This is a genomic window from Leptolyngbya sp. CCY15150, assembly GCF_016888135.1.
In the GTDB taxonomy this organism is placed as follows: Bacteria; Cyanobacteriota; Cyanobacteriia; order RECH01; family RECH01; genus RECH01.
Map to the genome: position 1 here is coordinate 1 of NZ_JACSWB010000162.1, position 13,195 is coordinate 13,195.

11 protein-coding genes and 1 tRNA gene are annotated in these 13,195 nt (G+C 53.9%); 6 read left to right on the forward strand and 6 right to left on the reverse strand.

Annotation, left to right across the window (positions count from 1 at the left end; translation table 11 throughout):
• Positions 1-884 precede the first annotated feature (884 nt).
• Positions 885-1,259, forward strand: coding sequence for a hypothetical protein (locus JUJ53_RS08830; RefSeq protein WP_204151640.1), 375 nt, complete (start codon positions 885-887; stop codon positions 1,257-1,259).
• A gap of 89 nt (positions 1,260-1,348) precedes the next feature.
• Here the strand turns inward: JUJ53_RS08830 and cobT are convergent, their stop codons facing one another.
• Complete coding sequence (gene cobT / locus JUJ53_RS08835; protein WP_204151659.1) at positions 1,349-2,488, reverse strand: nicotinate mononucleotide-dependent phosphoribosyltransferase CobT; 1,140 nt, start codon at positions 2,486-2,488, stop codon at positions 1,349-1,351.
• 14 nt (positions 2,489-2,502) lie between these two features.
• Entirely contained in the window at positions 2,503-3,363 is an 861-nt protein-coding gene (locus JUJ53_RS08840; protein WP_239124908.1) for a DUF2232 domain-containing protein, read from the reverse strand.
• Between the two features lie 189 nt (positions 3,364-3,552).
• Between JUJ53_RS08840 and JUJ53_RS08845 the strand changes: the two genes are divergently transcribed.
• Positions 3,553-4,089 carry a GerMN domain-containing protein gene (locus JUJ53_RS08845; RefSeq protein ID WP_204151641.1) on the forward strand — a complete coding sequence of 179 codons (537 nt, stop codon included), beginning with the start codon at positions 3,553-3,555 and terminating at the stop codon, positions 4,087-4,089.
• On the opposite strand, the gene moaC is transcribed toward JUJ53_RS08845, so the two are convergent.
• Positions 4,086-4,613 (reverse strand): cyclic pyranopterin monophosphate synthase MoaC, encoded by a 528-nt coding sequence (moaC, locus tag JUJ53_RS08850; protein WP_204151642.1) that lies wholly within the window; start codon positions 4,611-4,613, stop codon positions 4,086-4,088. The two genes, JUJ53_RS08845 and moaC, sit on opposite strands and share 4 nt — an antisense overlap.
• A 37-nt stretch (positions 4,614-4,650) precedes the next feature.
• Between moaC and JUJ53_RS08855 the strand changes: the two genes are divergently transcribed.
• Together JUJ53_RS08855 and ribE are read left to right on the forward strand one after the other, a co-directional pair.
• A tRNA-Arg gene (locus tag JUJ53_RS08855) sits at positions 4,651-4,724 on the forward strand.
• 162 nt (positions 4,725-4,886) lie between these two features.
• Positions 4,887-5,591 (forward strand): riboflavin synthase, encoded by a 705-nt coding sequence (gene ribE, locus JUJ53_RS08860; protein WP_204151643.1) that lies wholly within the window; start codon positions 4,887-4,889, stop codon positions 5,589-5,591.
• A 99-nt stretch (positions 5,592-5,690) separates the two neighbouring features.
• On the opposite strand, the gene JUJ53_RS08865 is transcribed toward ribE, so the two are convergent.
• A complete protein-coding gene (locus tag JUJ53_RS08865; protein ID WP_204151644.1) occupies positions 5,691-6,407 on the reverse strand; it encodes a glutamine amidotransferase in 717 nt (238 codons plus the stop codon).
• A 4-nt stretch (positions 6,408-6,411) separates the two neighbouring features.
• Between JUJ53_RS08865 and JUJ53_RS08870 the strand changes: the two genes are divergently transcribed.
• Entirely contained in the window at positions 6,412-6,600 is a 189-nt protein-coding gene (locus JUJ53_RS08870) for a hypothetical protein (protein WP_204151645.1), read from the forward strand.
• Here JUJ53_RS08870 and JUJ53_RS08875 read toward each other — a convergent pair.
• A complete protein-coding gene (locus tag JUJ53_RS08875) occupies positions 6,594-6,917 on the reverse strand; it encodes a hypothetical protein (RefSeq protein ID WP_204151646.1) in 324 nt (107 codons plus the stop codon). The genes JUJ53_RS08870 and JUJ53_RS08875 overlap by 7 nt on opposite strands.
• 177 nt (positions 6,918-7,094) lie before the next feature.
• On the opposite strand from JUJ53_RS08875, the gene JUJ53_RS08880 reads away from it, so the two are divergent.
• The gene (locus tag JUJ53_RS08880; RefSeq protein WP_204151647.1) at positions 7,095-8,858 is read left to right on the forward strand and encodes an NAD-binding protein; all 1,764 of its coding nucleotides are present in this window, start codon (positions 7,095-7,097) and stop codon (positions 8,856-8,858) included.
• Between the two features lie 83 nt (positions 8,859-8,941).
• On the opposite strand, the gene JUJ53_RS08885 is transcribed toward JUJ53_RS08880, so the two are convergent.
• On the reverse strand, positions 8,942-13,150 hold the full coding sequence (locus tag JUJ53_RS08885; RefSeq protein ID WP_204151648.1) for a TIR domain-containing protein: 4,209 nt from the start codon (positions 13,148-13,150) through the stop codon (positions 8,942-8,944).
• Positions 13,151-13,195 lie beyond the last annotated feature (45 nt).

Here is a 13,195-nt window from a genome sequence, read left to right on the forward strand (position 1 = left end):
ACCATCTTGATTGCCTCACCCTGTTCTCGCCTCTGTGCCTAGCCTAGCCAATTGTCTCCTCTTTCTCCAGCTAGTTTTGCCGCCCTAGTTTTTTTTGCCTTGTTGATCCACTGCTGCCTGCATGACAGGATTGGGGAAACTGCGGAAGCCATGCATCATGACGTGGGAAAACGTAGCTATTGGCAAGCCTTTCGACGCCGCTCAAGGCTCCAATCCTGATGAGTAGAGGGTTGAGCGCAGCCGAAACCCAACACCTCAGCTTCATGACGAGAAGAGGGTTGAGCGCAGCCGAAACCCGACACCTTAGCTTCATTAAATTGAGTCCGCCTTATAAGTACTTATACATAGTTAAGTCGCTCCCTTCAGATTTTAGACTGAGACGCAAACCCGTCCTCTGACCTTCCGAGGTTGCCGGGATAACGCCCCGTACTGATCCAATTTAAACGCCATTACAAGGCACAGCCCTTAATAGATTCATCCGTGAATCATGCGTCATTTCGGTAGGATTCTTCCTGGATCGGAACCACGTTCATCTCGTTCAGAATCTGATGGATCACACCCATCTCAACATTCAGTAAACCTGCTTAGAAAGCTACGCTTAAGCTAGGTTTACGCATGATCTAAACAGATTCTTCATCCATAAATCCTAGGCTGATCTTCGTCGATCTTTGTGGGGTAGAGATATAGATTTTGTTACAGTCTAAATCCATGCAAACTCTTGGTTCAATGCCCTTGATTCAATACATTCAGGGGCTAGGTGCGATCGCTCTTCTGGGACTCTCAACATAGCTCGGATCCAAAGGTTAAATGATTCAGGAATAACCCCTGATTTGACCTATCCGTTCCTATGATGGGATGAACGAATACACCCACAATGGCGTCACATGGATCCACTCCACCAGCAAGTCGATACCTTACATATACAGGTTGACGCACTACATCAGATCGTTGAGCGACTGGATAGCAAGACCTCAGAAATCCTATCCAAGTTAGACATCTCGAACTCTGGTACAAGTCAGGTCAGCCTCAATGATAGTCCTGGGTATCATTCGCACCGTAGCGTGGCTGGGCTCGATCCAGACTTCGACTATAAAGATGTGTTGATTGATGAAGGCTATTCCAACTCCGATCGCTACACCGGGGAGCGATCGCTCTCTCCGGATGTACAAATTCAGCGGCTAACGGCCCAGTTGACCGCTGCCTATAACCGCATCGCTGCCCTAGAAGAGCAGTTGCTATCCAAGCGTGTCCACTATTAAGCAGATGAGCCAGATGGGCAACCGACGCCATCTGAGATTCTCTGCTGAGTCGTCTGATCCACAGGTCGAATGAGCTGCCCCTAATCTAGCTAGTTCGAAACCTGAGGAGTGGACGAATGGTCTAACTGGGCAGCCAGTTGCTCAATGGCGGCTAATAGCTGAGACTGCTGCCAGCCTTGATTGAGATAGGCAGCGATCGCACTCCCCCCCGCTCCTACCCCTTCTTTGACATAGCCCTGTTCGTAGGCCCGCAGTTGCGCATAGCGAGAGGTGGCGAAACTGAGGTTCGTCGAGATCAGGGGAGCTTGCAGCAGGTTGGCCAAGCCAAGGGTATTGCCGGTGGGATCATCCACCACCCAGCGGGTCGTACCCACCATGATGCGATGGCGCTGCCAGTCTACGGCATGGTACTGAGCGATCGCTTGGGCCAGGGCATAGACAGCCAGCATTTGGGTGCCGCCCGCCAGTAAAACCCGTTGACGACGGCTAGCAGCGATCGCCATACCAGCAGCAGCAATCTGCATCGGATCTCCCACAGCAGCCACCACTTGTAGCGGATCGATCTGTCCCTGAGCCGGTAGCTCGCTCCAGCCCATTCTCGCCCGCCAGCGATCCAGTCCTTGGCGGGCGATCGCTTGTTTTTGCCCATGATTGCAGGTGGGATGGCTGCTGTTGACCATCCCGGTCACCGGCCAGCCTAGCCCCAGCAACACCGCGAGGGCCGTCGTCGTACCGCCCACCACGCATTCACTGAGGAGGATGGCGCGATCGGCATGGGTCACGGCCAAGCGATCGCCCCAGGCTAATCCTTGGTGAAACAGATGCTGCACCGTTGCCAGGTCAAGAGCCTGTCCCTGACTGACGCAGGCGGCTGGGGTTCCCCCTAGGTCAACATAGGGAGCTGGGGGAGGCTGGTGCAGGCCCGTATTGAAGAGCGTTAACGGCATGGCTTGAGCAGCCATCACAGCCCGAGCGATCAAAACCGGCGATGCACCAGCCTGCAGCGGTGGTAAGGGATAGCGCGGTTGCGGTTGGGGGCCGTGGTATAGAAATTCGGCGTCAGCGATCGCGGTAAACTGGCGATCCTCAGGGGTTGCGCCCGCCGCTGAGATGCCGGGCAGCAGGGCGGTTTCCGTAAAGCCCAATAGACAGACAAACTGCCACCCTTGCCCCTGGGTCTGCTGCAGCCATGGTTCACTGATCTCAAGCTGGCTGTGGCTGCGCACCATCGCTGCCCCCACGCCTAGCTTTCCTCCTCTAGCAAGATCTGCACCCACTCCGGCGGATCGGGAATGGGATTACCAAGACGGCTGAGCAACACCCAAGCTCCCAGGTGCACCGTAAAGAGATAGACCAAATCGCTTAAAATCACTGCGCCCAAGGTGAGAAGCTGCACCAAGGTGAGGTCAGGGCGACCATAGGCACCAATGCCCAGAATGCCCCAACTGACAAGGATGGCGGTCAGCCAATCCACAAAATCAGCAATGCGATTGGTGAGGTACAGCCAAATATCTTCACCAAGGAAAATCGACAGCAGCCAGATGCGGAAGAAGAAGCTGAGGGTTGAAATCAGGGTACCCAGACCAATAGACACGCTCCAAGGCGCGCCGCGTTTCCACAAGGCCCCTAACTGAACGCCCAAAAGACCGTAGGGAATGAAGAACAGCAAGCTGAGGTAGGGGCCCATGAGCACCGACAGCAGCAAGCTGGTCACCAGCGCCGCCATCCAAGCCGCCCGCCCGCCCCAGCGCAGATAGACCAAGGCGATGGGGGTGGGAAAAAAGATGCGCATCCAGGGGCTGAGGCTGAGGTAGTAGCTCACCAGCCAAATTAATCCGGCCGCGCTAGACAAAAAGGCCGTTTCCACAAGGCTGAGGGGCGGAACGGTGGTGTTCATGTGCGGCGGTTTTAGATCCACAGCGATCGCTGCCTGGAGCGAGGTATCTCCTAGATCGCTATCCCGAGTCGTTGGGTCAGCCCAGTTGCGATCGTCGTCACCCTGCGCTGGACGTCCGCTTGGTGGTGTGGGATTCTGGGCATCGCCCCCCTCCGGTGTTGCGCCAGACTTGGGGTCTACATAGTCATGTTCGGAAGCACTACTCATGGTCAGCCTATAAACATCGCGGCTCTATCGCAGATCTACTGTAGCGTTTGTCGCGTTATCCTGAAGCGGTCTTCGGAGGTCTGCTCGCAACTCTAGGTGTCGGGGTTCGTCCCTGGATCATCACCCCTGTTAGCCTAGGAGCAGGAGTGGCCAGGATCTGCGGGGAGTTGACAGATGGGGCATACAACCATGCATTCAATTAATCGGGGAGCGATCTGGATCTTGACGCTAGGGCTAGTAGGACTCCTCAGTAGCTGCGCAGCCATGGAGGGCGATCGCTCTCCAGAACCTACTGCCGATCAGCTCCCATCTGACGACCTCAGCCCGACCAGATCTCCATCTTCACCAGGCCTTGAGACCACCGTTGAGCCTACGGTTGAGACCATTATCATCACCCTATATCTCCTGGATGACCAATGTCTCGACTTTGCGCCCCAGCCCCTCCCTGTTCCCAACAACACAGCCCTGACTGCAACCGTAGATCATCTGTTAGCAACCCAGATTCCAGATGACATCAGCCTGCTCGGCTATCGATTCCACCGACAGGATCGCACCCTCACCCTCGATATCCGGTTGTCGAGTCAGTCTCGCCGCTCCCTGGAGGCCCTCTCCCTCTGCGAGCAAACAGCACTCTTCGGCAGCCTCCAGCGCACCCTCACCCAACATCCCGATTGGGACATTGACGCGGTTAACTTCACCCAGAGTGGCACACCCCTGCAATTCTAGCCAGCACTGTAGTCCCCCGATTTGCCGCCGGTCTTGCTAACCAGATGAATATCCTCAATCACCATGGATTTTTCCAACGCCTTCGCCATGTCATAGAGGGTGAGCGCCGCCACGGAAACCGCCGTCAGGGCTTCCATCTCCACCCCCGTCTCTGCCTTGGTTTTCACCTCCGCCCGAATCACCACCCCCGGCAGATCTGGATCCGGCTCTAGGGTCACCTCCACCTTTTGCAGGGGCAGGGGATGGCACAGGGGAATCAGCATCGCTGTTTGCTTCGCCGCCATGATGCCCGCCAGCCGCGCCGTACCTAACACATCACCCTTAGGAGCATTGCCCGCCTGAATCGTCTCCAGAGTCGCCGCCGTCATGCGCACCCGTCCCGTGGCGATCGCCCGTCGGAGGGTCACTGACTTATCAGACACATCCACCATCTGCGCCTGCCCCTGGGCATCTAGATGAGTGAGGGACGTCGCTGCAACCTTGGCCGCTGAACCATCTAAGAAATTTGAAAAATTAGATGACATCTTTTAAGAACCTGTGATAGTATTAGTTTCTGAGCGAGGGCCTGTAGCTCAGTGGACTAGAGCACGTGGCTACGGACCACGGTGTCGGGGGTTCGAATCCCTCCTGGCCCGTTATCAACTTATCAGACCGTAGATTAAAAAGGGTGAGTTCTTTGTGACTCGCCTTTTTTAATATCTAATTTAATGATCTAATTGGAACTGTCTAATTGGGTTCAAGAATCTGCTTCAAAACCCATCTTGTCCGCGCAGCCCCTAGCAGAACCGATCATTGCCATGTTTACTGGATTAGTGCAAACCTTGGGCAGCCTCACCCCCGTGGAGGGCGATCGCCTACAGATTACCTGGGATGACACCACGCCCGATTGGGTATTTGCCGATTTGTCCCTCGGTGATAGCGTGGCGGTGGATGGCATTTGCCTCACGGTGACCCACCATTGGGCAACGGGCTTCTTTGCCGATGCCTCTCCCGAGACCCTAGAGCGCACCAGCCTTCGAGGCATTCAGGGCACAGCACGGGTGAACCTCGAACCATCTCTGCGGGTGGGCAGTAAGCTGGGCGGGCATTTCGTCACCGGGCATATTGACGGCATCGGCTATCTAGACTCAGTTGCCCAAACCCACGACTCTTGGGAAATGGTCTTCCGGGTCGAGGATCCTCGGGTCTCGCGCTACATTGTGCCCAAGGGTAGTATTGCCATCAATGGCGTGAGTTTGACAGTGGCAGACTGCGATGCCCAAGGCACGACCTTTTGGGTGGCCGTGATTCCCCTTACCTATGCCCATACCAATCTTCACGCTCTGCAACCGGGCGATCGCGTCAACCTGGAAGGCGATGTTTTAGGTAAGTATGTAGAAAAGTTTCTCCGCCTTGCCCCCCATGGCTCCTCGGCAGCCCTGCAATCCTTGGATGCCATGACGACCATGACCCAAGACAGTCCGATTACCGCTGCATTCCTGGCTGAGCATGGCTACGGCTAGATCTGTAACGCCTTTAAACCGTGAGTTCGACGGCTGATCGTCAACCTCGTCGTTCATCGTGAGGGGATTGCGCTCATCACCACCGGAGAATCTTGAATTCTAGGCAGCAGCAGAACAGGCATCGGCATCCAGCCAGTTATCCAAAAATTCCTCTAACCACAGGGCGATCGCTCCACTGTGGCAGTCGTGGTACTGGAATTGCAGATGACGCGGCTGGGCACCGGGCAGATGCAATTGATCGGCGGCTTTAGTCGTCCACAGATCAATCATCTCGCGGGTAATTTCAGGGTGGAACTGTAGCCCATAGGCGCGATCGCCATGGCGGAACGCTTGGTTGGGAAACGTGCCGCCGCTGGCTAGACGTACGCTGTTGGCGGGAATCTCAAACCCTTCCCCATGCCATTGAAAAACATGGAGCGCCGATCGCCCAAAATCGTCTTGCCCATCGGGCGTAATCGTAATCGGGAAATAACCAATTTCTCGCACATCCTGGGGATGGGGAGCCACCCGCGCGCCCAGCACCCGCGCCAGTAACTGCGCGCCTAAACAGATGCCCAGATAGGGGCGATCGCTCGTTAACGCAACGGTTTCAATCCAGTCCAGCTCATCGCGAATGAAGGGAAGCGTCTGGTCGTCATTGGCACTCATCGGCCCACCAAACACCACCACCCCATCGTAGGCATCAAGGGTCTGGGGTAGCGCCTCACCGATAGCCGGACAGCGCACATCCAGATGTTTGCCCTGGTGTCGGAGAACTTGGCCAATGCGGCCGGGGTTTGAGGTGTCTTGATGGACAATCACTAAAACCTGATGCATCGGAATGACTCAACGTGACGGAACATTGCTCTACTGTCGCACAACGAGAACGAGTAGGAGCGATCGCCAAGATACAAATTGGGGCATTGCTGGCTACGATAGCGAAGCCGAAACCCAGCACATGGGACGAGGGTTAAGCGACGTCGAACCCCGGCACCATGAGACGAGGGTTGAGCCTACCTACTATCAATAATCCAGCAAGATCGTATCAAAGGTTGAATTGCTTTCAGAACGATGGTATGTAGCGGGTGGCGCAGCTTGCACAGGCGAACCATCCTCCTGCCGCAGTTGATCCACCGTGTTTTCTAAACCATTTACCTGATCGTTCAGCACCGCTAGCCGCTGACAAATTTGCTGCCGTCGCTGATCCAGAGCAATCAATTCATGCTCTAAACGCTTCTTTTCAACCGTCAGCTTATAGATATCCAGAAAGGCCGCCGACTCAGAGCGCGGGCGGGGCATGGTGCTAATTTTGGGGCGGATGTTGCTTTTGGAAAGGGGACGACGCATAGGGCAAATAGGGAGGGTTGCTAGTGTCATGTTTCTTCTATGCTGCCCAGCATCCGGATGGGAATCACCAACATCAAAGTTTTGTAACTTCGTGTTTTCAGCTACAGCCACAGTTCTCACCCCACTTAGACAATAGATGTCTATCCTGAGCACCTGGCCCTACATGGGCTAAGCAATATGAAACCTCAGATCATTATTTGCGGCTTAGGACGGACGGGCTACCAAGTTTTTTGTTTGCTCAAACAGCAGGGCACGGCTGTAGTGGGGGTCACCGATACTCCCATTGATCCATCCTTCGCCGCCTACCATCCCCCCGACCATGCCGGCGATCGCCCCCCAGACCTTCCAGACCTGACCGGCCTCCAATCCGATATCATCGTGGGCAACCTGCGGGCCGCCGCCACCCTGATCGCCGCCGGTGTCCGAGATGCCCATACCCTCGTCCTAGCAGCCAATGACGACGCCCTCAACTTGGCCATCCTCACCCAAGCGCGGGTGCTCAATCCCCAGATTCGCATTATCAACCGTTTGTTCAACACCAGCTTGGGCGATCGCCTCGATCGCACCCTGCCCGATCACACCACCATGAGCGTTGCCGCGCTATCAGCGCCAGTATTTGCCTTTGCTGCTTTGGGCAACCGCACCATCGGACAACTACAACTCTTCCAAAAAACCTGGCCGATCCATGAAGAATATATCGACGCTGACCATCCCTGGCTGGGTCGCCCCCTAAGCTGGCTGTGGGACGATCGCCATCGTATGTTGATCTACTACATCCCTGCCGACAGCCAGCTCGATTTGGTTTCCGGTGTGCTGCAAGGCCATCCCCTCCAGGTGGGCGATCGCCTGATTTTTGCCACCCAGCCCAGTCAGCGCACGGCCAAGCGATCGCTCTCCCAACACTTCTCTGAATTTGTCGCCAGCGTCCGCCAATTCCAGCGCCACTTGAACTCCACCTTAGCCGTACTGCTGCTGTTGCTGCTGACCATTTTTGCCGCCACCATCACCTACACATCTGTTAATCAATCTGTCTCCCTGGTAGACGCGCTTTACTTTTCCGTGGGCATGATCACGGGAGCTGGGGGGAATGAAGGCGTTGTCGAAGATTCTGGGGTGGGCATCAAGGTATTTACCGTGATCATGATGCTGGCCGGAGCTGGGGTGATTGGCGTTTGCTATGCCCTGCTGAATGACTTTGTGTTGGGCAGCCGCTTTCAGCAACTGTGGAGCCATATCCGTATTCCCCAACGCAATCACTACATCGTCTGTGGCTTGGGCGGTGTGGGGGTGCAAACGGTGAACCAACTGCGGGCCAATGGTTGCGATGTGGTGGTGATTGAACGGGATGCCAACAACCGTTTCCTCAGCGCCTCGCGATCGCTGAAAGTTCCTACCATTCTCGGTGATGCTAGCCTGCCGGTGATTTTAGCCGCTGCCAATATTCAAGGTGCCGCTGCTCTCCTCGCCGTCACCAGTGATGATGTCGCCAACCTAGAAATTGCCCTAACCGCTAAGGGTGTGGCTCCCAAGCTTCCCGTGATCGTGCGCAACCAAGATCCACAGTTTGCGCCCCTGGCCCAGCAGGTGTTTGACTTCGAGGCCGTCCTCAGTCCAGCGGAGCTATCCGCGCCCTCCTTTGCCGCCGCTGCTCTCGGGGGACGTATTCTGGGTAACGGCATGACTGCTAATACTCTCTGGGTAGCGATCGCCACCATCATCACCAGCCACCATCCCTTTTGCGGCAAGTCTGTGCAGGATGCAGCCATGACGGCTGACTTTGTGCCGCTTTACCTAGAAACCCATCAGCGCACGGTTCATGGCTGGGAACTGTTGAAGACGGCCATGAGCGCTGGCGATATGCTGTATCTCACCATTCCCGCTCATCAACTGGATCATCTGTGGCGGCATCACCTCACGTCTTTGGCGGTGCCTATCCGGTAAGGCGATCGCGGTTGAATAGAGCAGAACGCGATCGCCTGCGATAAGCATCGAGCCGTTCCAGCAAGATGCTTACCACACCTCTTTTACTGTGGTGGCAGATAGCCCTCACAGAGGTATTGCTGTTCAGGACGGGTGACCAAATACGGCTGTATCCAATCGCAGCCCATCGTCATCAGGCGATCGAAATCCCATACCCAGAATCGGATGGTGTTGTCCCAACTACCAGAGGCGATCGTCGTGCCGTCCGGACTAAAGCTCACGCTAAGAACAGAACTTTGATGCCCCTCTAAGGTTTGCAACAGCTCGCCCGTGTCCACATCCCAGAGCTTAATGGTTCGATCATCACCACTTGAAGCTAGAGTCTTGCCATCGGGGCTGAAGCTCACGCTGATAACACCCCCTTGATGCCCCTGTAGGGTTTGCAACAGTTCACCCGTTTCCACACCCCAGAGCTTAACCATTTGGTCAGCACTGCTTGAGGCTAAGGTCTGTCCATCTGGGCTAAAACGGGTAGTTGAAACCCGAGATTGATGTCCACTCAGGGTTTGCAATAGCTCACCGGTTTTCACATCCCAGAGCTTAATGGTTCGATCACTACTGCCCGATGCCAACGTTTGCCCATCGGTGCTGAAGCTAACACTAAACACCGATTCATCGTGTCCGGTAAGCGTTTGTAAGACCTCACCCGTTTCGATGTTCCAGAGTTTGATGGTATTGTCTGAACTACCGGATACTAGAGTTTGACCATCGGGGCTGAAGTTCACGCTGATAACATCATCGTCGTGTCCCGTAAGCGTTTGTAAGACCTCGCCAGATTCTAGGTTCCAAATCTTAATGGTGTCGTCCACACTACCCGATGCCAGGGTTTGCCCATCTGGGCTAAAGCTCACACCTAAAACAACATCGTTGTGTCCAGTGAGGGTTTGTAATTCGCGGCGGGTTGCCACATCCCAAATCTTAATGGTGTTGTCAAAACTACCGGATGCCAGAGTTTGTCCATCGGGGCTATAGGTCACACTAAAAACCACATCCTTGTGCCCTTGCAATGGACGTAGTTCTGGTCTGGGGGCAATATCCCAGAGTTTGATGGTTGTATCAAAGCCACCTGATGCAATCTTGCTACCATCTGGGCTAAAGGGAATCACCCACACATCACCTTGATGACCTCTCAGAGTAGATACCTCCTCGCCTGTTTCCATATCCCAGAGTTTGATCGTACTGTCAGCACTAGCCGATGCCAGGGTTGCGCCATCGGGGCTGAAGCGCAGATCCCACACCTCACCTTGATGCCCAGTGAGTGTCCGTTGCTCCTCACCTGTTGCCACATCCCACAAACGAATCGTTTTATCCCGACCGCCCGATGCAAGTGTCGTGCCATCGGGACTAAACTCAATGATGAACACCTCGTCATCATGCCCTTGCAGTGTCCGCAGAGCTTGACCCGTTGCCACATCCCAAAGAATGGTGGTTTGATCCGCACTGGCAGAGGCCAGGAGGTTCCCATCGGGACTGAAACTCAACCACGAAACAAAATCCTGATGTCCGACCAGGGTATGTTGTTCTTCTCCCGTTTCTACCGTCCAGAGTTTGATGGTGCTGAGTTGGCTGTCATAATTCTGGCTAGCAGAAACTAGGGTTTGACCATCGGGACTGAAGGAGACACGCCAAATCCCATCTTGGTGCCCTTCCAGCGTTTGCAAGACATCTCCCGTTGCCACATCCCAGAGTTTAATGGTGTTGTCCTGACTTCCAGATGCCAGGATGGTGCCATCGGGACTAAAGTTAATACCTCTCACACCTTCTTGATGTCCTCTCAGCGTTTGCAAGGGTTCACCCGTTTCCACATCCCACACAATAATCGTATTGTCTGCACTAGCAGAAGCCAGGGTTTGACCATCGGGGCTAAAGCTGATGTTACTTACCCAATCTTCGTGCCCGTCCAGCAAGTAGAGTAGTTCACCCGTTTCCGCATTCCAGAGCCGGATGGTTGCATCAGTATTTCCGACGGACGCCAAGATTTGTCCATCGGGGCTGAAAGCAATATCATAAACTGAGGATTGATGTCCTTCTAGACTGTTCCTTTCTCGCACCGTTGAAATCGATTCCTGTAAAATCTCAACGACCTCATTTCGGTGATGGCTATCGGATTGTGTGAGTAACTGACCTGCTTTCAGAGTTTCTAAGAGTGCGGCAAACGGAGCATTAGCAAGCTGTTCGCGGGCATTCTCCAGCGTGGATTCGATGGTAATGGCATTGATGCGCTGCTGAGCATTCCAGACCGATCCGATAGCGAAAAGGAACCCAACACTTCCAGCGATCGCCCCCAAAGCAACAAGCCGCTTTCCCTTTTCCGCCGCCTTCTTCAGAATCTGCGCCGCTTGATGATTTGCATCCTCCACCGAACGACTATTGACAACGTAAGCCTGCTGTAACTCCGTGGGTTGAGGATTCTTACCATCGCATTGGCTCAGCCATTGTTCCGCATTGGTCAACTCGTCGTCCCGCAGCAACAGACTTTCCTTGCGCCCCTTTTCATCCCATTCGATCGCCCGCAACAATAGCCGGGTATGGGCACGAAGATGCTCAGTATCCGTATCCAGAATGCGCAACAACTCAGTCAAGTGAGCGGAAAAGTCACCGCCTCGTTGATGGAAATCTAGCCATTGCACCTTGGCCAATTCCGGATGCAGGGTGGACGAGTCAATCGATTGATGCAACACCGTGACAAAGCGTTTGTTTAACTTAGCTGCATATTCAACTTCATCAGCGCAGTAGGGCGATTTGACCGATCGCGGCGACAAAATGAATAAGAAAATATCAGCACTTTCAATGCCTTGGTAAATTTCTTGCTGAAAGTCAGCCGTTCCTACGGCAATGCTCTCCTGATCAAACCAAGTCCGTTTGCCCTGTAGTTGTAGCGCATTGTTCAGCTTGCGGGCAAAGCCAGAATCAGCACGGGAATAGGAGATAAAGACATCTAGCGAAAGCCCTGGCGGCTGGCGTCGGCTTTCTTCAATAAATGTCTCCTGGATAGAAATTGATGGATGCGTAACGTGTTGTCTCGCTAACTTGTACCAGGCTTCTGCCTCGTGCAGATTGTACCCTCGTAGCAATAGCGCTGGGTTGTGGTTTTGGCGTTTCCACTTAAGGGCTTTGGTCACCAATACCTTATGGGTTTCGTGATACGCAGCATCCTGTCGTAAGACCTGTAACAACTGGCTTTCGTCTTGTTCATAGTCGCTGTCTTTCACATTGTCCGTCAGGTCAATATAGTGCAGATTTCGCAATGTTAGAGGGATCTGTTCCAACGGTACAGCCTCCGCCAACAGCGGAATAATTCGCTTGTTGAGGGATAGGGCGTAGTCCAACTCATGCTGGCAATAGGGCGATCGCACCGAGTCAAGCGACAGCAAATACACCACATTATCCGCTTCTTCAATACCGCTATCGATCACCTGTTGAAACTCACGTCCGGCTTGAATATCCGTCGTATTCATCCAGACGGTAAAGCCTTCCCGCCATAGGCTATTGCGAATTTGCCCTGCCGCTCCTCGGTCTTCATCGGCATAGGCAAAAAACACATCCGTCATCAAGTTCTCAGCATTTTTGCGACTTTCAGTAATGAACTCGCAGTGGAGAGGAGTCGGCAGACAGGGCGGTTGTGAATCCTTGAAGCGGACGTTCAGCCAGTCTTCGGCTTGCAGCCGTTCTTCACCAATTAGGAGATAGGGCGATCGCTTCTGATGTCGTTCCCACTCCAATGCTTTGTCCAACAAGAGCGTGTGTTGATGGACGTAGTCTTTGTGGCGATCGCAAATGTCCAATAACCCGGCTAGAGCCGCTTCAAAATTATCTTGTCCCTCCCGCGCATAAATCCAGTTGATTTTGCGCAAGATAGGATGCATATTCTGAAAATGATCGTGCAATCCCTTGGCTTGATACTCGTCCCATTCCTGTTCAGTGCCGCCTGGATTGCGCTCTTTCCAAGTTTCATAGCTAATTCGTTCCACATGGAGCAGTGGAATGATGCGCTTGTGGCGCTTCAGCGCAAGCTCTAGTTCTAGCCCACAGTAGGGTGAGTTAATAGAATGGGGTGAAATAATGAACAGAACATTATCCGCCCGCTCAATGCCATCATCAATTTGTTTCTGGTAATCAACCCCCAGGGGAATATCGTCGTAGTCAAACCAGACGGTAAACCCGCGATCGATCAACTGGCGATTGAGGCGAGACGCAAACTCCAGACTGTCTCTTCGACCATAGGAAATAAAGATATCCTGAAAATCTTGCATCAGCCCAGCACCCACTGAAAAAGATTGTTTCAATACAATACTATT